Below are 21534 nucleotides of genomic sequence, written 5' to 3'. Positions count from 1 at the left end.
CCTGAACGCTGACAGACCAACTGAACCCGCAAATATTACCTTGAAGGAGTACTAGAGAGACGGTAACGGCGTGGCGGTGATCGTCAACGACTTCCCTGGCATGCGTAAGAAGATGGTCGGCCCTGTCCGGGGACAGTGTGGAACTGGCACGGGGTGCCGATGAGGACATTGGGTTAAGGGTTTGTGTCGGCCGAATAGGAAAACGGCAGCGACTTTCGCCGCTGCCGTCTATTCATCCACTATAAGTGGGCGACAGGAATTCAATCAGCTCGTTTAAATTCCGGCGCAGACATCAGGCTCTCACGAGTCAAGTTAATCTGCAGTTCGTCCTTATCGGATTTGCCAGTTTTGCTAGATTTTGTTACATCACCCCAGCCAATGGCGACATCTTTCTCACCCATGCCCAGGAATCCGCCGACACCGACGACAATAGCCGCGACCTGACCCTTCTCGTCAATAATCAGGTCATTCACCGAGCCCACCTCATCACCTTTAGTGGTTTTAACCTCGGCACCGATCAGCTTGCTCGCCTGCCAGCCATTAGCCGGAATAGAGCGCAGATAACCCCGCTGCTGCATGTGAGACTGGTCTTGCTGAGTGCTCTGCAGCATACGATTACTATCCTGGTCAGTAGGTTGTTCAGCCAGCAACGAACCTGCACCTAATGTAATAATTGGTGTGACCAATGCGTAAAAAGTAAATGAATGTAGTTTTTTCATATGAATCTCCTTTGAATCGGGTGTGTTAGTCGGACGAAATGTCTGGTTTAACCGCATCATCACAGCTTCTCCTTCCCGGCATCATTACCGGGAAGCGGCTTGAATCGCCACGAGACATGGAATTCAGGATGAAGTTGTAAATTACGCTGAGGGAGTTGGTCTGTCTGTTCGCTGACGCACTAAGGCGGGAGCAGAAAGATTGAGAGGATGTAACTGATGGGCGGTAAGGTAAGAGTGGATATCAAACTATCTTATGGTAAACATCACGCGTACAAAATGGAGACCCCCAGCTTTGCTGGGGAGGTCAACGTGGTGTGATAGAAACGGGTATCTCATAGTAACTCCCAGGCGTGATCTGCCAGGTACCCCACAAGGGAGAAACCATTAGCGAAATAAATTGTTTAAACCACACCCACCGGGTGTGTAAGTATCATATTGCACGGATCTGGCCACCGCAGACGAGGTGCCACTTTCTTTTTACCTTGACGACCTCACTTCCCGCCAAAACAGCATACAATCAATTGTGACCGAATCAACCGATAACGGCTGAGGGTCCGCAAGCACTTGGGATGCATTTTCGGTAAAGACCGATTATATGGCCAGGAATGCCTTGACCATCCAAAGTTCGAGCAAGGAGCATGTCATAAACAGCAAAGCGTTCAGATTTTCGGCGCGCACACGGAAGGCGCTGCGCCACCACTGGGATACCGAGGTGCTGCGTGCGGAGCTGTTCAGTATCGAGCAACTGAAGCGACACGCAGTGACGCTGGCCGGCCAGCACCGAATCGATCCGCGACTGGCTCCGGACCGGTTGCTGCCAAGGCTGGCGGATAATGCTCGTGTTCTGTTGGAGGCGTATGACGTTGTCACCGCCGTCGCCATCCAGGGGCAACGGATCGTGCCGGCCGAGGCCTGGTTACTCGACAACTTCTATCTGATCGAGCAGCAGATAACCCTGGCGCGTCGGCATTTGCCGCGCGGCTACAGCCGGCAATTGCCGCGACTGGCCGACGGCCCGTCGGCCGGCTTCCCCCGCATCTACGACCTGGCGCTGGAGCTGATCTCCCACATGGACGGCCGCGTCGATAGCGACAACGCCACCCAGTTCATTGCCGCCTACCAGAGCGTCGAGCCCCTGAAGCTGGGCGAACTGTGGGCCTTCCCGATCATGCTGCAACTGGCGCTGCTGGAAAACCTGCGCCGCGTCGGGGTGCGCATAGCCCAGCGGCGCGAGGAGCGCGATGCGGCTATCACCTGGGCGGACCGCATGCTCGAGGCGGCCGAAACCGAGCCAAAACAACTGATCCAGTTGCTGGCCGAGTTTGCCCATGCTGATGTGCCGCTGACCGCACCGTTTGTGGAGGAGTTTTACGACCGGCTGCAGGCGCAAGGACCAGCCATGGCCTTTGTGCAAACCTGGGTCGAGCAAAAACTGTCCGAACAGGGGGTGACCGCAGCCGGCTTATCGGAGGCAGCCGGCCGCACCGCCGCCGCCAATCAGATTTCCATCGCCAACAGTATCGGCAGTCTGCGCTTCATCGGCGCCATGGACTGGAAGCACTACGTCGAGTCTCTCAGCGTCGTCGAACAGATCCTGCGCGCAGACCCCATGGCGATGTACGCCAGCCAGGATTTCGCCACCCGCGACCGCTATCGGCATGTCATCGAGGATGTGGCGCGACGCAGCAGCTGCAACGAAATGGCGGTGGCGCGCGAAGCCATTGATCTCGCACAGGCAGCCGTCGTGCAACAGGGCGCGCAGGATCGCAGCACGCATGTGGGCTACTACCTGATCGATCAGGGACGACCACAGCTGGAGCGTGCGGTCGACTGCCGACTGTCGTGGAAATCCGCGGTCTGCCGGATGGGCCGGTATCTGTGCCTCCCCCTTTATCTGGGCCCGATCCTGCTGCTCATGCTACTCGTGACTGTGGCCGTGCTGACCCTGCTCGGCCTTGCTACGGGCGGGGTCCATGCGGATGGCTGGCGGATCGGGTTGTTGGCGCTTCCCCTTGTCATCGGCGCCTCGGCGCTGGTCGTGCCGCTGGTGAACCTGCTGGTCACGCTCGTCGTGAAGCCGTATGCATTGCCGCGACTGGATTTCTCCACCGGGATTCCGGACAGTCACCGCACCATGGTGATCGTCCCCACCTTGCTGACGAAACCCGAGGATGTCGATGCGCTGCTCGAAGCCATGGAGATCCGCTACCTCGGCAATCGTGACCCCAATCTGTTCTTTGCCCTGCTCACGGATTTCCGGGACGCGCCCGAGCAGACGCTGCCGGACGACGCAGCCCTGCTCGACTATGCGCGCGCCGCAGTCGAGGAACTCAACGCGACCTACCGCGAGGACCGCCCGTGCATCTTTTATCTGTTTCACCGCCCGCGGCTGTGGAACCCGTTCGAGCGGGTGTGGATGGGCTACGAGCGCAAGCGCGGTAAGCTGGAGCAGTTCAACGCCCGGCTGCGGGGCGAGGCGCAAACGGCCTTCTCGGAGATCGTCGGCGATCCATCTATTTTCAAATCCATCCGCTACGTCATCACCCTGGATACCGATACGCAACTGCCACGCGACGCGGCACACACCCTGGTGGGCAACCTCGCGCATCCGCTCAACCGGCCGGTATACGATGCCGACAAGGGCCGCATCGTCGAAGGCTACGCGATCCTGCAACCGCGCGCCTCGATCAGCCTGACCAGTGCCGGCCAGTCCCGCTTCACGAAATTGTTCGCGGGGGAGTCCGGTATCGATCCCTACACGCGCGAGGTGTCGGACGTCTACCAGGATCTGTTCGGGGAAGGCTCGTTTATCGGCAAGGGCATCTACGACGTCGATGCGTTTCGTCAGGCCGTCGACGGCCGCTTTCCGGAAAATCTTATCCTCAGCCACGACCTGCTGGAAGGCGGCTATGCGCGTTCGGCGCTGGTGACCGATGTCGAACTCATTGAGGAACATCCGGCCAGTGTCGCTATCGAGGCCAGCCGACGCCACCGCTGGATACGCGGCGACTGGCAGCTGGCCGGCTGGCTGCTGCCGCGCGTGCCGGGGCCGTCAAATGGCGCGAGAGCAGAGCGGCAGGCGAACCCGCTCTCGGCCCTGTCGCGCTGGAAGCTTTTCGACAATCTGCGGCGCAGCCTGGTGGCGCCAGCACTGCTCGCCCTGTTGGCCGGCGGCTGGTTGTTGGGCCCGGGGCCCGGGTGGTACTGGACCTTGCTGGTGGTGGCGGTGATATTCCTGCCCACCCTGCTGTCCGCCGCAATCGAGCTGGTTCGCAAGCCCGAAGAACGCGACTGGCGAGTGCACCTGAACCTGACCGGCAGATCCGCGGGGCGCCCGCTCGTGCTCGCCGTGTTGACCCTGGCCTTTTTGCCCTACGACATGCTGATCTGCCTGGGCGCAATCCTGCGCTCGGGGTTGCGTATGCTGTTCACGCGCCGCGGCCTGTTGCTGTGGCAACTGCCGTCCTATGCACGCCGCAATGCCTGCCGCACATTGGCCGAATTTTTTCGGGAGATGTGGAGCGCGCCGGTTATTGCGCTGGTGCTGGGCGTGGCGCTTGCCATGATCGAAAGCCCTGCAGCGGCATGGTTTGCCGCCGCGCCTGTTCTGCTGCTGTGGCTGCTGTCGCCCGTCGCCGGCTGGTGGATCAGCCGACCCCTGGCCGCCCCGGCCCCGGACCTGAGAGCCGATCAAGAGGCGTTTCTTCGAACATCGGCCCGGCGCACCTGGCGCTACTTCGCGGACTTCGTCGGCCCGCAGGACAACTGGCTGCCGCCCGACAATTTCCAGGAATACCCGGCGCCGGCCATCGCCACACGCACCTCGCCCACCAATATCGGCATGTCGCTGCTGGCCGACCTGGCGGCGGTCGATTTCGGCTACATCACGGCCGGGGAATGCCTGCAGCGCATCGGCAACACGCTCGCCTCGATGGAAAAGCTGGAACGCTATCGCGGCCACCTTTATAACTGGTACGACACGCGCACCCTGCAACCGCTGCACCCGCAATACGTCTCGTCGGTGGACAGCGGCAACCTGGCCGGTTGTCTGCTTACCCTGCAGGCCGGGCTGGCCGAGCTGAAAGATCAGCCGGTGCTGTCGTCAAATGCATTGCAGGGGCTGCAGGATACGCTGCAGGTGTTCGCTGAACTGCTGCCTGCGTCGTCCGATCCGGAGCTTGCAAACAGGATCACGTTGCTGCAGGACACGCTCCACACACTCAAGCTGACAGGCTCGCCGCAAACGCCGGCTGCCGCCGTCAACGCGCTGAATGAGATTCACCGCATCGGTGGCGAACTGGTGACATGGCTGCCGGCGGATATCGATATCGATGGCGAACGGGTGTACTGGGCGCAGGCCTTCGACCGCCAGTCACGGGCGCTTCGGGACGAACTTCGGTTGCTGTTGCCCGAGTCGCGGCACTTCAGCGCGATGCCGAGTACGATCCCGACACTGGCGGAACTGGCTGGCGCACACGGCAAGGTTACCGAGGCGCGCTCGTCCGTCGCGGCCGAACGGCTTGGCGTGATCGACGATCTGGTGCAGCGTTGCCGCGCACTGGCGGCAATGGATTTTGAATTTCTCTACGACACCGCGTGCGGCCTGCTGGCCATCGGCTACGACGTCGGCGAACGGCGCCGCGATCCGACCTGCTACGACCTGCTGGCATCGGAGGCGCGCCTGGCCAGTTTTCTGCTCATCGCGCAGGGACAGGTGCCGCAGAAGCACTGGTTCTCGCTTGGCCGCCTGCTGACCAGTCATGGCAGTGACGTCAGCCTGATTTCGTGGAGCGGCTCGATGTTCGAGTACCTGATGCCGCAGCTGATCATGCCGAGCTACGCGAACACCCTGCTGGAGCAGACCTGCAAGGCCGCGGTGTCGCGCCAGATCGAATACGGCCGGCAACGCGAGGTGCCGTGGGGGATTTCCGAGTCCTGCTACAACGCCACCGACATGCACCAGGTCTATCAATACCGGGCCTTTGGTGTGCCGGGTCTGGGCTTCAAGCGCGGGCTGGGTGACGACCTGGTGATCGCGCCCTACGCCAGCGCCCTGGCGCTGACGGTGATGCCGCGCGAGGCGTGCCGCAACCTGCAGATGCTGGCCGGGCAGGGATTCCTCGGCGCCTATGGTTTCTACGAGGCCATCGACTACACGCCCACGCGCGTGCCGCGTGGCAAGCCGCACGCCATCGTGCGCTCGTTCATGGCGCATCACCAGGGCATGAGCCTGCTGGCCTTTGCGCATGTCCTGCTCGACCAGCCGATGCAGCGCCGCTTCATGTCCGACCCGCTGGCGCGGGCGACCGAACTGCTGCTGCAGGAGCGGGTGCCGAAGAAGGGCGCTACCCTGCACCCGCACGCGGCCGAAGTCAGCGCCGCCGCCCGCCCCCCCAGCGCGGACATCGGCGCGATCATGCGCGTGTTCACCGACCCGAATACGCCGATCCCCGAAGTCCACCTGTTGTCGAACGGCCACTACCACGTCATGGTGACCCAGGCCGGCGGCAGCACCAGCCGCTGGCGCGACCTCGCCGTCACCCGTTGGCGCGAGGACGCCACGGCCGATGGTTGGGGCACCTTCATCTACCTGCGCGACCGTGACAGCGGCAAGTACTGGTCGACCGCGCACCAGCCAACCCTGCGCCGTGCCGACCACTACGAGGCGATCTTCGTGCAGGGACGCGCCGAATACCGGCGACGCGATCAGGCGATCGAAGCGCACACCGAGATCAGCGTTTCCCCTGAAGATGATGTCGAGATCCGTCGGGTCAAGCTCACCAACCAGTCGTCGCGTACCCGGCATATCGAGGTGACGAGTTACGCGGAAGTGGTGCTGGTGCCCTTGAGTGCCGATCTGGCGCATCGTGCTTTCAGCAATCTGTTCGTGGAGACCGAAATCCTGCCCGAACGCCAGGCGATCCTCTGCACGCGGCGTCCGCGTACACCGGGCGAGCAGGTGCCCTGGATGTTTCACCTGCTGGCCGCACCGGGCGCGATTAGCGACGCGCCGTCCTACGAGACCGACCGCGCCCGCTTCATCGGGCGCGGTCGCACCGCGGCCAACCCGCTGGTGCTGGACAGCCGCGACAGCCCGCCATTGTCGAACACCGAGGGTTCGGTGCTCGACCCCATCGTGGCGATCCGCCGCACCCTGACGCTGTCACCCGATGAGTCGGCCAGCGTGCAGATCATCTCCGGTATCGCGGACACGCGCGAGGCGGCACTGGCCCTGCTGGAAAAATACTGCGACCGCCACTTCGTCGAGCGCGCCTTCGAAATGGCCTGGTTCCAGAGTCAGGAGGTGCTGCGTCACCTCAATGCCACCGAGGCCGACGCCCAGGTCTTTGGCCGTCTGGCCAGCTCGGTCATTTACGGCAGTGCCCTGCGCCGCGCCGCCCCCGCCATCATTGCCCGCAACCAGTTGGGCCAGTCCGGGTTGTGGCGCTTCGGCATCTCGGGCGATCTGCCGATCGTCAAGCTGCGCATCGGTGACCTCAACCGCATCGACCTGGTCAAACAAGTTTTACAGGCCCACGCCTACTGGCGCATGAAGGGCCTGGCCGCCGATCTGGTGATCGTCAACGAGGATTTCTCGGGCTACCGGGCGGTGCTGCAGGACCTGATCATGGGGCTGATCAACGCGGGGCCCGAGGCACAGGTGCTCGACAAACCGGGCGGGGTCTTCGTGCGACGCGCCGAGGAACTGACCGAGGACGAGCGGGTATTGCTGCAGACGGTCGCCCGCATCGTCTTCAGCGACACCACCGTGACCCTGATCGAGCAGGTGGAACGCCGCCGCGTGTCGCCAGAACGGGCGTCGGACCTGCTGGAGCCCTCGCTGCCAGCGCTCGCCGAACCGGTTTATCCACTGGCGCCGCGCGAGCGCATTTTCAGCAACGGCCTCGGCGGCTTCACGCCCGACGGGCATGAATACGTCGTCACCCTCGAACCCGGCCAGACCACGCCGGCGCCGTGGGTCAATGTCATTGCCAGTCCGCACATCGGCACGGTCGTCAGCGAGAGCGGCGGCGCGTATACCTGGGCGGAAAACGCCCACGAGTTTCGCCTGACCACCTGGCACAACGACCCGCTCTGCGACAGCAGCGGCGAGGCGCTCTACATCCGCGACGAGGACACCGGCGCGTTCTGGTCGCCGACGCCGCTGCCCGCGCACGGCCGCTCCGGCTACGTGTGCCGGTACGGCTTCGGCTACAGCGTGTTCGAGCACTATGAAGCGGGCATTGCTTCGGAACTGTACACCTACGTCGCCATGGACGCGCCGGTGAAGTTCGTGGTGGTCAAGCTGCGCAACACGTCGCAGCGTGCGCGCAGCCTGTCGCTCACCGGGTACTGGGAACTGGTGCTCGGCGAGTGGCGGCACGCCAACCTGATGCACATCGTCACCGAAACCGATCCGCACACTGGCGCGCTGTTCGCCCGCAATGCCTACGGCCGCGAGTGCGCCAACCGGGTGGTGTTTGCCCACGTCAGCGAGCGCGAGCGGACAGTGAGCGGCAACCGCACCGAGTTCATCGGCCGCAACGGCTCGCTGGCGCGTCCGGCGGCGATGCGCCGCAAGCGCCTGTCGGGCCGAACCGGCGCCGGCCTCGATCCCTGTGCCGCGATCCAGACCCGGATCGAACTGGCCGCGGGGCAGGAGCGCGAGATCGTGTTCGTGTTCGGCGCGGCGCACGACGCCGAGCAGGCACGGCATTTCATCCAGCAATACGGTGGACCGGCGGGTGCGCGCCAGGCACTGGCAGCGGTGTGGGAACACTGGAACCATACCCTGGGCGCGGTGAATGTGGACACGCCCGATCCGGCGCTCAACGTGCTGGCCAACGGCTGGCTGGTTTATCAAACCCTGTCCTGCCGGTTGTGGGGACGCAGCGGCTATTACCAGTCCGGCGGGGCCTACGGCTTTCGTGATCAATTGCAGGACACCATGGCACTGGTGCACGCGACGCCGTGGCTCGCCCGTGAGCAGCTGATCCGGCACGCCGGGCACCAGTTCATCAAGGGCGACGTGCAACACTGGTGGCACCCGCCCAATGGGCAGGGCGTGCGCACCCATTTCTCCGACGACTATCTGTGGCTGCCGTATGCTACTTGCCGTTATGTGCGGGCGACCGGCGACACCGGCGTGCTCGACGAGTCCATCCATTTTCTGGAGGGCCGCGAGCTGTATGCGGAAGAGGAGGCCTACTACGATCAGCCGCAACGCTCGCCCGAAGCCGCCAGCCTGTACGAGCACTGCGTGCGTGCTCTCAGGCACGGCCTGCGTTTCGGCGCACATCATTTGCCGCTGATGGGCTGCGGCGACTGGAACGACGGTATGAATCTCGTCGGCAAAGAAGGCAAGGGCGAGAGCGTGTGGCTAGCGTGGTTCCTGGTCGAGAACCTTGAGTCGTTTGCCGGCCTCGCGCGTGGCCGCGACGACACGGACTTTGCCGAGCTGTGCAGCGATCAGGCCGCCCAGCTGCGCAGCAACATCGAGGCCCAGGCATGGGACGGCGCCTGGTACCGGCGCGCCTGGTTCGACGACGGCACGCCGCTGGGCTCGTCCACCAACGACGAATGCCAGATCGATTCGATCAGCCAGAGCTGGGCAGTCATCTCCGGGGGCGGCGATCCGGTACGTGCCCGTCAGGCGATGACGGCAGTGGACCAGCGCCTGGTACGGCGCGACAAGCAGATCATCCAGCTACTCGACCCGCCTTTCGACAAGTCGGACCTGGAGCCCGGCTACATCAAGGGCTACATCCCCGGCGTACGCGAGAACGGCGGCCAATATACCCATGCCGCGATCTGGACCACCATGGCATTCGCCATGCTGGGCGATACCGAACGCGCCTGGGAATTCTTCGCCATGCTCAATCCCGTCCACCACGGCAGCACGCCGGAGGCCATCGAACGCTACAAGGTCGAGCCTTACGTCATGTGCGCAGACATCTATGGCGTGCCGCCGCACATCGGACGCGGCGGCTGGACCTGGTATACCGGTGCGGCCGGCTGGATGTATCGGCTGACCGTGGAAACCCTGCTTGGCCTGCAACTGGAAGTAGACCATCTACGTATTGCACCGTGTGTCCCCGCCGATTGGGAATCGTACAAGATCCACTACCGTTATCGCGAGACGGTCTACCACATCACCGTCAAGCGCGTGGGTGAGCCATCGGGGCAGGTCAGTCGCGTGACCGTGGATGGCACTGAACGTCCCGACACCCGCATTCCGCTGATTGATGACCGCCAGGAGCATTTCGTCGAAGTGGAGCTGGGCTAAGGGCAGCACACATTAATATAGTGCGAGTAATGCGAGGTCATTTATTCCACCAGTAAATATTCAGACATTCCGTCCAGGCGGGATTTGGTCTCCTCCCAGTTTGGCAACAGCCTCTTCAATAGTTTGTAGTATTTTGGACTGTGGTTGTGTTCCTTGATGTGGCAGATCTCATGAACAATTACATAGTCGATGCAATCCCGGGGCGCTTTGACCAGGAGCGGGTTCAGCGTCAATACGCCTTTTGCCGAGCAGCTTCCCCATTGCTTTTTCATGACCCGCATTTTCCAGGTGGGGGTGGTTTTTAACCAACTGATCTTCGCTACGAGGTCATCGATTCTGCGCGCGAACACCTGTTCGGCATGTTCTCGATACCAGCCATTGAGTAAGGATTTAATTGCCTCGGGGTTGCGTGATTTAACCCGCACTTGTAATTGACCGCGAAACAGTTTCACATTGGGTTCAATATTTTTGACTTTGAAGACTTTTAATACGTATCGCCGCCCCAGGTAATAGTGACTTTCACCGCTCACGTATTCCCTTGGCAGGACATGGTTATGGCGTTGTTGAATTTTGCGAAGATGGTTATAGATCCACCGGGCGCGTTTATTCACTGCCGCCTTGATGAGGGCAAAGTCGGCTGTTTCAGGTGCAAACACATGCACTGTCCCGGTGGGCAGGATATCAACCTTGATTTTGCGTTTGCTGCCCGGGATAAAGAACACCTGATAGGGGATTCGTTCCTCACCGTATTGCAGGGTTTGTTTGAAATATTTTGTTGTGTCAGTAACCAGCAACTTACTCACCGCTCACTCCCAACCGTGTAATCCTGATAACTTCTTCAATAATATCCTTGGCTTTATCCATGCCGGTTAATTTAAACAGGCGCGGGAGCAGCTGCTGGCGGATTTCCGCCTCGATATTGGCCGGATTGAGCGAGTATTCGGCAACGGCCTGGGTCACAATCCTGTCGATCGCCAGGGCTTCGTCGGCCAATTGTGCAACTTCATCATCGGTCAATTTCCCGAAACGCTCACCGCCTAAAATAAGCCGGAAGATGCCGTAATAGGCTTTTGCATGGCGATTGGCTTCTAATTCAGAAGGAATACCTTCAATTTCACGGTTTTCCACTTTTTCTTCAAACGCCTTGAACAGGGCGTATTGCTTGAGCGGATGGTCAAACAGGGCTTCGGCCTCTTTAATCACTTCTTTCAATAATTCAGACAGTACCTTTTGAGCATAGGGGTCATCGCCCAGTTCCTGCTCAATGCTTTTCTTCACCCGTGTCTTGATGATGTCGGTTTCGTTGCGGGTCTTTTCCTCCGACCAGGAATTGATATCACTTTCCTTGCCCAATTCACCGACGATATAAACGCCTTCGGGTTCCTTGATGGCCTGACCGATCACCTGTTTGTCAACCAGGGTGCGTAACTGTTTGTCATAGGCACTGTAATCGACGGTTTCCTCGGCATCGCGGCGGGCAATCTTGCGCAGGTTTTCAAAAAAGGCCAGGTCCCTCTTGTATTGTGCGATGTCTTTCTCGCTAAAACTGCTGTCGGCGAAGAAACTACTGGAGGAGAGCGCAGTCTTCAAACAGACGCCGAACTCCGTGAGTGCATGGTAAAAATCCTCGCGAACCATTTGATGCGCATCATAGCTGTGGCCGTCTTCATCTTCCTGCCATTTTGGCACCAGCAATTGACGGTATTGCTCGGTGTCGCGTTTGTTATAGACATACCTGAAAATATCCCACAAGGCCTTATGCAAGGCCGGCAGGCGTTTGTACTCGGTACTGATCTGGTTATACAGGCCGTCGATATCATCAATGCTATAGCCGCCTTGCGTGCTTTCGGCGAGATTCTGGTAATCCTTGATGGCGGTATCCAGTTCGGTCAGGATGCCGCGATAATCAATCAGCAGGCCATACTTTTTGGCCTCGTGCAGGCGGTTGACACGGGCAATGGCCTGAATCAGGTTATGTTCCTTTAAGGGTTTGTCGATATACAGCACCGCATTGCGGGGCTCATCGAAGCCCGTGAGTAATTTATCCACCACAATGAGCAGATCCGGCGGCCCTTCGGTGCTGAAATCCTCCAGCACGCCCTGCGTATATTCGGCCTCGTCACGTGTCCCGACACTCTCCTGCCACCATTGCTGTACTTCGGGCAGGCTCTTGTCATCCACGCTTTCATGACCCTCGCGGGTATCGGGCGGGGAGATGATGACGGCGGAGCTCACCAGGCCGGTGGCATCCAGGTGTTTCTTGTAGCGGATGGCGGAAATTTTACTGTCCGTCGCGACCTGGCCCTTCAGGCCCAGGTTCAGGGTCTTGAAGTTGCTGTTGAAGTGGGTGGCGATGTCCCAGGCAATGAGTTCAATGCGGTTGTCGGAACTGTAGACGACGCCCTTGTTGGCGAACTTCTTTTTCAGATCGGCCTTCTGCTTATCGCTCAAGGTCGCTGTGATCATCTCAAACCAGTTGTCGATGGCCTTTTCGTTAACGATCAGTTCCGGCTGACGTTCTTCGTAGAGCAGCGGGGTCACCGTGCCATCAGCCACCGCCTGTTTCATGGTATAGGCATGCACAATGGGGCCGAATTTGTTGACGGTCTTTTCGTCTTTCAATAGTGGCGTGCCGGTGAAGGCGATGTAGGAGGCGTTGGGCAGGGCCCGGCGCATGCGCTCATGGTTTTCCCGGTTATGGCTGCGGTGGCCCTCATCGATGAGTACGATCAGGTTCGCGCTGGGGTTGTAGCACTCCTTGAGTTTCGAGGCCGAGGCGAACTTGTTGATGATGGTAAAGATAATGCGGTCCTCGCCATGGGCGATGCGTTTGGCCAGCTCCCGCCCGGAACCGACCTTGGCCTTTTCGCCTTCTTTCCTGGTGGCAATGGCCGAGCCGAAGGCCCCGCCGCTGACAAAGGTGCGCGCCAGTTGTTTTTCCAGATCGATGCGGTCGGTCACCACGATCACGCGGCATTGCTTCAGTTCCTCGCGCAGCAGCAGGGCCTTGGTGAGAAACACCATGGTGAAGGACTTGCCGGAACCGGTGGTATGCCAGAGCACGCCACCTTCGCGGTGGCCATCCGGCGCGACGTTACTAATCTGCTCAATAAGCCGCTTGATGCCAAAGGCCTGCGAATAGCGCGCGGCCACCTTGCCCACCTTTTTGTCAAACAGGATAAAGTAGCGGATAAATTCCAGCAGCCGGTCAGGGCGCAACAGGCTGATTAACAGGGTATCCTGCCCCGTGGGCAGCACATGCTCGGACCACAGGTTTTCAAAATAGCGGCGGGTGGCGCGGCCGCGATCGGCAAACAGCAGGGCCTGTTGCTTGGCCGTGAGCGGGCGGTTCTTGATTTCGTCAACGACGTCGGGCTTGAGGTCTTCCTCTTTCCAGGCGGTCCAGAACTTGGCGTCGGTCCGGGTGGTGGCATAGCGGCCATCGATACCGTTAATGGACATCAACAACTGGGAGTAGGCGAACAGGTAGGGAATCTCATTCACCCCCTGGTTGCGCAGTTGCTGCGAGATCCCTTCCTTGAGCATGTCCTTGTTGGGGTTATGACTGTCCGGACGCTTGGCCTCGATAACCACTAAAGGGATGCCATTGATGAAACAGACGATATCCGGACGGCGGGTAAAAGTCCCGGCGGTATTGAGCACGCTGTATTCTTCCGTCACCTGGAAAGTGTTTTTTCCGACGTTAAGCCAATCGATCAAGGGAACGGTGATGCTCTCTTTTTTACCCTCGATAAATTCGGTCACCGTAATACCCAGCATAAGCTGGTGGTAAATCCGTTCATTGGCGCTGAGCAGGCCCTCGTTCATGGCCGGGGTGGCAATATCACGGACGATCTGTTCAATGGCATTGGGGGAGAGGGCGTGTTCACGGCCACGTAGTGTGAAACGGTACTGTTGCAGGTGCTGGATCAGGACCTCGCGCAACAGGATTTCGCGCTCGCTGCCGCGTTTTTGCAGGCATTGTGCAGGCGGCAGGTAGTCATATCCCAGGGTCATGAGCAGCTTCAATGCCGGTAGCTTGGCGCTGTATTCTTCCTGGGTGTTGGGTGTGAATGTATCCATATCAATTGCCCGTATGCCGATGTAAGCCGGCTTTACTTTTCACTGAAATTAGGCCAGACTCTAATCAAATGTCCCGCCCCGATGACAAGAGCCCCATAGGCTCTCACCGCAAGGTGTAGTCGGGGCGGTCGCTTTTCCAGCCCTCAGTAATACCTCCGCTCGCCCCGCCTGAATAACTCAAACTCGCTATGAATCGCCGGTCTGATCTGGTCATAGTAGGTCGTTTCACCTGTATCCCACTTTCGGTAAATCGCCCAGTTGCAATAGTCTGCCACCTGTAAGCCGTAGTGGGCCCGGGATGCCTGATGCAAAACACGATAGGTCATGCCCGCGGGAAGCATCCGTTTCAGCGATTGCTTGACCCCTTTTTCCACCGCCTTGCGTTTCTTGTTGTGCGGAATGGTGTCAGTGATGACAATAATCTCGTCATATCCATCATGCTTCTCGAAAACATGCCGCAGCAAGTAACAGAGCATCTCGGGGTAGAAGCGACTATCCACCCTCAGGGCTGGCCCTGTTTTGGGCTTTTCGACGATCAGGCTGTCAATGCGTAACTGATCCGAATGATCATTCAGGATGCCGAAAAGCCGCTCACGCAGATAGCGGTTATCGTCGGCGCAATGGAAATACTCTACATCCCGTCCCATTTCGAGCAGTTCGTGCCGATAGTCATCCCACGATTCGCGGATCGAAAATGGCCGGCACATGGCGACACTGGTGAGAGTGAAGTACCGGGTACCCGTTGGCGAAAAATCGAAGTTCCCGCCCTCATCGAGAAAGAGATAGAGTACCTTTTTGGACGCAGATACAGTCAAGCTGCCGCCTCCACTTTGACTCGTCGCTTGCCAGTGAGGAGTTGTTGCATGAGAGCTCTTTTTTCTTCTTTAAGCAGGTCTAATTGAGTTCTTAAATTTGAAATGTTTTGATTAGCTGTGTGCAATAAATCCGCAATTTTTTCTTGTTCCTCATAGGAGGGAACTGGCACTTTTGTCCCCATGAATTCCGATGGCTTGATATTTAATAGCCCATTGTTACGTACACCTGTATTTACCAGCCTGCCTAATTGTGGCTTTAAATAATCTGCTTCAAACAGGTATTTGTAGAAGCGATGACTTAGTTCTTTGTTAAGTTTGAAGCAGACATAGACGTGCGGTACAAGTCCGGTTTTGAATGTTTCCAAATCAAAAACGCAGCCAAATTGATATGTCTTCGAATTTCCTTTGTTGTACGCAAACTCTCCATTTTTTAGCAGAATATAATTATTGACGCTCTCACCGGCCATGTAACGACTATATCGTTCCTCTTGCGTTACAAAACCAGTCAATGATGAGATGGTGAGAATAGGGTGCTCTTGCGAATCCGATTTACGCTGAATACGTTTTGCGATCTGGCTGATCTTTTTGTATTCCCATTTGTCATTAAACCCAGGCAACCTCTTCTTGCCACTCAACAACTGCTGCATCAGGGCTTTTTTCTGTGCGCGGCTGTTGTCGATGAGTTTTTCGACGATTTCAATCGCCTTGTCCCAGGTGGAGAGGATGTTGGCGATTTTGGCTTGCTCTCCAATTGGCGGCAAAACGATTGGGATTGATTTAATTGTTTGCAAGTTTAATCCGGCTTTAGCGCCAGCATCATTTAGTCGGTTTATGCTGTTATGCATCTTCTTTGATGAAAGAAGATATGCGATAAATTTCGAGTCAGAGTGCTTTTTCTTTAATCTAACTAATGCCGTATGTTGATTAATGTATGCCTCGCCTAGATTATTAGGAATCCAGCCAATCTTCCCTAGTTCTGCAGTAATAGAGATTAAAATATCTCCATGCTTAAGCTGTGTTCGCTTCCCGTCTGCAGAATCACTCTTCACATCCACAAACTTTAAATCATCGAGATTAAGATCGATTCCGTCGCGCCGAAGATTAGTCATTCGAATAAATTTTGCACCTGAATCAGAGTAGTATTGAGCCCAATCACGTGATCCACTAGTAACTGTGGCTGCTACTTTACCTAGTTTAGTGTGCACCCACCCCTCAGGAGTCATAACCCAACTCCTTCAGATACCCATCCATCTCCTTTTCCAGTTCGGTAAGCTGCTTCTTCAGTTCCATCCGCTCCATGCGCACCGCCACGAGAACGATCTCTTCCTCTTCCTCGAAGGTATCGACATAACGCGGAATGTTCAGGTTGTAATCGTTCTCGGCGATCTCCTCTTTGCTGGCCAGGTAGGCGTATTTGTCCACGTTTTGCCTTTGTTCGTAGGTGCTGACGATCTTGGCAATATTGTCCATGGTCAGATTGTTCTGATTCTTGCCGGAGGAGAATTCCCGACTGGCGTCGATGAACAGCACTTTGTCATCGGCCTTTTTCTTTTTAAAGATCAGAATCGCCGCCGGGATGCCGGTGCCGTAAAAGAGTTTTTCCGGCAGGCCTATGACGGCGTCGAGCAGGTTTTCCTCGATGAGTTGCTGGCGAATGCGGCCTTCGCTGGAGCCACGGAACAGCACGCCGTGGGGCACGACCACACCCATGCGGCCGCCGGGTTTGTTTTTCACCGGCGGTTTCAGCACTTCGATCATGTGCAGGATGAAGGCGTAGTCGCCCTTGGTCCGGGGCGGGATGCCACGGCGGAAGCGGCCGAAGCGTTCGTGCTCCGCCGTGTCGTGGCCCCATTTTTCCAGCGAGAAGGGCGGATTGGCGACCACCACATCGAAGTGTTTCAGATTGTCTTCGCCGTCCAGCAGTTTGGGGTTGCGGATGCTATCGCCCCATTCGATGCGGTGATTGTCCTCGCCGTGCAGGAACATGTTCATTTTGGCCAGCGCCCAGGTGGAGCCGATCGCCTCCTGTCCGTAGAGGGCGTATTTCTTCGAGCCGTTGAAGTGGCGTTTGATTTGCTGGCCGCACTTCAGCAACAGGGAGCCGGAGCCACAGGTCGGGTCGCAGATTTCATCGCCTTCCTGCGGGGCGACCAGTTCTGCGATCAGTTCGGAGACCTCCGGCGGGGTATAGAATTCACCGGCGCTCTTGCCGGCGCCCGAGGCGAAGCTTTTGATCAGGAACTCGTAGGCGTTGCCGATGATGTCCAGCTTGCCGATTTTTGAGGGGCGCAGGTCGAGTTCTTTTTTGGCAAAGTCTTCCAGCAGGTGGCGCAGCAGGTCATTTTTTTGCGACTCCTCACCGAGTTTGTTGGCATTGAAGCTAATGTCCTGGAATACATCGCGCAGCTTGGCGAGATTGCTTTCTTCAATGGCGTGCAGGGCCTTGTCGATGCGCTCGCCATTGCCGGGTTCATAACGGTGTTCGTACAGGTGTTTAAAATTGGCTTTTTCCGGCAGGACAAAGCGTTCGTTCTTCATCAGCTCTACGATGAGCTCGGGATGGTCGCCATGTTCCTTCTGGTAGTTGTCATAGTGGTCCTGCCAGACGTCGCTGAGGTATTTCACGAACAGCATGGTCAGCACATAGTCCTTGTATACACTGGCGTCGATGGTGCCACGGAAGGTGTCGCAGGCGCGCCACACGGCCTTGTTGATGACGTCCTGCCGCATGGCGTCCTGCCTGGTTAACTCCAGCAGATTCAGGTTTGGGTCTTGTTCGGTTGCTGATGTCTGTTTTGGTTTCATGATGCGTCTCTGTTCTGAAAATCGCGGTTAATATATGCCTGGCACAAGCCGCGAACCATTTGCTCACGGTTATGGAGTAACTGTTCGGTGAGGGTCTTTTCCTTCAACCAGCCCTGGTGGATCGTGGCGATTTTATGTTGGGTCGCCAGGGAGGGCAGGGTGACCAGTAGCTCACGGATAGTGCGCTTGTTGATCATGGAGATATTGGTGCCGGTGTCGTTGCGCTCGAAATACTGCTGGCTGGCAGGCTGGTTGAGGTACCAGCATAAATACGCCGGGGCGACCTTGCGGATGTCGGGCGTCAGGATGAAGAATTGCGCGGCGGCAATGACATTGGGCCGTTCTCCGCTGAACAGGCCGCTATAGTAATAGCCGCCACGGGCGCGCAGCAGGATGTCTCCGGGCTGGAGGGGCTGGGGTGGTCTTTCGTCGGTCATACTGACCTGGGCGGCCTGCTCCAGGCTGATGTGACAGTCCTTCTGCACATCCTTGAGTTGCAAAACGTAATAATCCCATGACGTGGGTGTGTGTTCTACGCTGCCACGGAAAGGGTGGCCGGTGCGGATATCCGCCAGCTCGCTGAGTTTGGCTGTTTTCGTGTGTTTACCCATCTCGACCCGTATAAATATGATACTGAACCAGTGGGGACTCTCTAGTAGAGTGGCTACTGGTGAACACTGGCAATTTTATCTCTATCCAGGCAGAAGTCAAGTGCAGTAGATGGTCTACTGTAAACATATTTATAAAACATTTCTCATAATACTTCCAAATAGTGGAAGTATCTGGAAATTATTGTATAGTTGGGTCAAATACTGCATAGACGACCTATAGGAAGACCACCGTGACACCGTTAGCCAAACAGCTTATTAACCAGGGGCAGGCCAATCATGTCTTAAATGACCGGCAACTGGCACGCCTGCTGGGCGGCAGTGACGAGAGCCGCTACGGGCTGGTGAATCGCGCCTTGAAGGCGGGCGATCTGGTCAGGGTGAAACGGGGTATTTATGTGCTGGCAGATGAATTGCGCGATAAGCCGGTACACCCCTTTGCCCTGGCGCAGCATTTGGAACCTGGCAGTTACGTGAGCGGGGAGTCGGCACTGAGTTTCCATGGCTGGATTCCGGAGGCGGTACACGTGGTTTTGAGTGTGGTGCCCAAGGGTAAGTCGGTGAGCTACGAACATGAGCGCCTGGGCAAATTTGAGTTTCGGCGCATGACGACTAACACCGGCTACTTCCTGCAATCGGTTGCGCGGCATGAGTTACAGCAGCAGGTGGCGTTGATTGCGGAGCCGCTGCGGGCCTTGATGGACCTGGTGTACTTGCGCAAGCTTGCCTGGCAGGGGCTGGATTTTTTAACGCGTGGCATGCGCATCGATGAGCAGCAACTGCGTACCGTGACATCGTTGGATATCACGAGGTTGTTGGATGTCTACAAAGGCAAAAGGGAGCAGGCGTTCCTTTCAGAACTGCAAAGGTCGTTGGGATTATGATTGACCTGATTCAAAAGCGCTTGGCGGAATACAAAGCGGCCAGCCTCATTGAGGAAGAAAATGCGCTCAAGGAGATTGTGCAGGAGATTATTTTGTTCGCCTTGTGGCGCGCGGATTTTTTTGAAGTGGCGGCCTTTCAGGGCGGGACGAGTTTACGGATTTTGCATGGCCTGAACCGGTTCTCGGAGGATATCGATTTTATCTTGCGCGAGCCGAATCCGGGTTTCAGGTGGCAACCCTATCTGGAGAATATTGCGAAGACCTGTGAAGAGTTTGGTATTGCGCCGGAGGTGCTGGACAGGCAGCACATGGATCAACATGTCAAGGCGGCGTTGATCAAGGATACCTCCATCGCCAATCAATTGAATTTGAGTTTTTTTAATAATCAGCGTGGCAAGAAACTGACAATCAAGTTGGAGATTGATGCCAATCCGCCGAGAGGGTCTGGTTTTGAATTTACCTATCTTGATTTCCCGGTCGATTATGAGGTTTGCCATCAGGACCTGGGCAGTAATTTTGCCCTGAAAACACATGCCCTGTTATGTCGCCCTTACATCAAAGGACGCGATTGGTATGACTTTAACTGGTATGTGGCGCAGGGGATTACTCCCAAGCTGGAGCTGCTGAAGAATGCGCTGTTTCAGTATGGGCCGTGGCAGGGGCAAAATTTGAATGTGGATCGGGAATGGCTGGTGAAAACCTTGGGCGAAAAAATCGCAGCGATTAACTGGCTGGATGCCGCCGAAGATGTTGAACGCTTCCTGAAGCCGGTCGAACAGAAGAGCCTGACGCTGTGGAGCGAGAAGTTCTTTGTTAATAAGTTACATCAACTGGCGGCGTATTGAAAAAACATAGAAACGGATTGGTGACAAAATGGCGCTGTTCCATGCGACGCCATGGCTCGCCCGAAGCAGGCAGTCTCTACGAGTACTGCGTGCGTGCCATTAAATACCTCATTTGTCGGTGCGTTCTGTTTTAGATTCAGTTGATTGATCGGGTCCGGTCCTGTTGTCTCTCGGCTGAGAGCCTGTGAAAAAACCGTCGACCTACTGCGGACGTCGTTTTTCGGCTGCAACGGCGTTGCACTACGTGAAAATGGCGGTCACTTGGTCTACCAAACTCCCTTGTTTTCACGTAGCGCGCGTTGTTTCGCTCGAAAAACGACGCCCTCGCTACATCCGTCGATTTTTTCGCAGGCTCTGATGCCTGCGGTAACGCAAAAACCAGCTCATCAGCGGCTTGACGCTGGTGCCGTGAACGAGAATCGAAAGCGTGACCGCAATCAGCGTCAACCGGATCAGATCCAGGGCCAGCTCCTCGGGGAGGCCATGCTGGATGGCGAACATCAGGTAGTACAGCGAACCGATGCCGCGCACCCCGAACCAACCGATCATGCTGCGTGTCGGCCACGAGGTGCGCATGCCCATCAGGCCGATCATAACGCTGACCGGGCGCGCCACCATAAACAGGAATAACGCGAGCCCCACCGCACGCCAGCTCCAGGAATCGAGAAACAAGGTGCCGCCGATCAGCAGGACGAGCATCAATTCCGAGAGCCTTTCCAGGTGCTCCTTGAATATCAGCGATCCTCCGCTGACGGTCGGCGTGGGCTCGTTTTCCGGGCCAGAATTTTCCGAGCCAGTGTTTTCTGAGTCAGGGTTTTCCGCTCCCGGTTCGTTCAGGCCGGTTTGCAACCGATTCGGGGTGTCCAGCGCGGCGTTGTTCATATCGGCGCCGGCGAGTTTAAGTTCGGTCTGGCGCAGCGCGACGGCCGCGAAAAACACCGCCAGAAACCCCCACGCATCGACCAGCTCACTCAGGCCATACACCACACCGATCAGGCCAAGTCCGAGGAAGTCGTCCATCAGCTTGTGCCTGGGCGGCGTGCCGCGCAGCTTCCGCCCCAGATGGGCCAGCGCAGCGCCGGACGCGACCCCGATGGCGACCCCCGACACGGTGGCCCACAGCACATCGACTATTGCCCAGCGCTGGCCGAATCCACCGAGCTCGTGCAGTCCGAGCAATCCCATCCCCAGCATCACAAACGGAAAGGCGCTGCCATCGTTCATGCCCGCCTCGCAGGTCAACGTGAAGCGAAGCTGGTCGCGGTCGCCGGGATGGCGGGTCTGCACATCGGTCGCCAGCACTGGATCGGTGGGCGCCAGGATCGCGCCGAGCAAGATGCCGGCGCCGAGTGGCAGGCCGAGCAGGAAGTAGGCAAAGGCGGCGACCAGCCCAACGCTGACCGCCATCGACACCGATGCCAGCAGAATCGGTGCGCGCCAGCGGGCGAAGCTGAACGGCACGGGCATTTTGACGCCGGCGGAAAACAGC

11 protein-coding genes are annotated in these 21534 nt (G+C 57.7%); 3 read left to right on the top strand and 8 right to left on the bottom strand.

Going from position 1 to position 21534, the window contains the following annotated elements; translation table 11 throughout:
• Nucleotides 1-260: 260 nt before the first annotated feature.
• Entirely contained in the window at nucleotides 261-719 is a 459-nt protein-coding gene (locus RRB22_14840) for a PRC-barrel domain-containing protein (protein MDT8385682.1), read from the bottom strand.
• Nucleotides 720-1431: 712 nt separating this feature from the next.
• Here RRB22_14840 and RRB22_14835 point away from each other — a divergent pair.
• The gene (locus RRB22_14835) at nucleotides 1432-10005 is read left to right on the top strand and encodes a glucoamylase family protein (GenBank protein MDT8385681.1); all 8574 of its coding nucleotides are present in this window, start codon (nucleotides 1432-1434) and stop codon (nucleotides 10003-10005) included.
• Nucleotides 10006-10046: 41 nt separating this feature from the next.
• Here RRB22_14835 and RRB22_14830 read toward each other — a convergent pair whose 3' ends face one another.
• The 6 genes from RRB22_14830 to RRB22_14805 form a co-directional block, all read right to left on the bottom strand.
• Nucleotides 10047-10808, bottom strand: a complete 762-nt coding sequence (locus tag RRB22_14830) for a SprT family zinc-dependent metalloprotease (protein ID MDT8385680.1) — start codon at nucleotides 10806-10808, stop codon at nucleotides 10047-10049.
• Complete coding sequence (locus RRB22_14825; GenBank protein MDT8385679.1) at nucleotides 10801-14088, bottom strand: HsdR family type I site-specific deoxyribonuclease; 3288 nt, start codon at nucleotides 14086-14088, stop codon at nucleotides 10801-10803. The genes RRB22_14830 and RRB22_14825 overlap by 8 nt, the downstream gene beginning before the upstream one ends.
• A 143-nt stretch (nucleotides 14089-14231) precedes the next feature.
• Nucleotides 14232-14903 carry a DUF3800 domain-containing protein gene (locus RRB22_14820; GenBank protein MDT8385678.1) on the bottom strand — a complete coding sequence of 224 codons (672 nt, stop codon included), beginning with the start codon at nucleotides 14901-14903 and terminating at the stop codon, nucleotides 14232-14234.
• Nucleotides 14900-16126 (bottom strand): restriction endonuclease subunit S, encoded by a 1227-nt coding sequence (locus tag RRB22_14815; GenBank protein MDT8385677.1) that lies wholly within the window; start codon nucleotides 16124-16126, stop codon nucleotides 14900-14902. The genes RRB22_14820 and RRB22_14815 overlap by 4 nt, the downstream gene beginning before the upstream one ends.
• Entirely contained in the window at nucleotides 16116-17633 is a 1518-nt protein-coding gene (locus RRB22_14810) for a type I restriction-modification system subunit M (GenBank protein ID MDT8385676.1), read from the bottom strand. Before RRB22_14810 ends, RRB22_14815 begins: the two co-directional genes overlap by 11 nt.
• 71 nt (nucleotides 17634-17704) lie before the next feature.
• Entirely contained in the window at nucleotides 17705-18319 is a 615-nt protein-coding gene (locus RRB22_14805) for a restriction endonuclease subunit S (protein MDT8385675.1), read from the bottom strand.
• Nucleotides 18320-18549: 230 nt separating this feature from the next.
• On the opposite strand from RRB22_14805, the gene RRB22_14800 reads away from it, so the two are divergent.
• Nucleotides 18550-19200 carry a type IV toxin-antitoxin system AbiEi family antitoxin domain-containing protein gene (locus RRB22_14800; protein ID MDT8385674.1) on the top strand — a complete coding sequence of 217 codons (651 nt, stop codon included), beginning with the start codon at nucleotides 18550-18552 and terminating at the stop codon, nucleotides 19198-19200.
• Complete coding sequence (locus RRB22_14795; GenBank protein MDT8385673.1) at nucleotides 19197-20045, top strand: nucleotidyl transferase AbiEii/AbiGii toxin family protein; 849 nt, start codon at nucleotides 19197-19199, stop codon at nucleotides 20043-20045. The genes RRB22_14800 and RRB22_14795 overlap by 4 nt, the downstream gene beginning before the upstream one ends.
• A gap of 327 nt (nucleotides 20046-20372) precedes the next feature.
• Here RRB22_14795 and RRB22_14790 read toward each other — a convergent pair.
• The coding region (locus RRB22_14790; protein ID MDT8385672.1) for a cation:proton antiporter at nucleotides 20373-21534 on the bottom strand (1162 nt) is incomplete at its 5' end.

It is taken from the genome of Gammaproteobacteria bacterium (assembly GCA_032250735.1).
GTDB lineage: Bacteria > Pseudomonadota > Gammaproteobacteria > SZUA-152 > SZUA-152 > SZUA-152.
The sequence above is the reverse complement of the archived record's forward strand: the minus strand, read 5'-3'. Positions and strand labels throughout refer to the sequence as shown.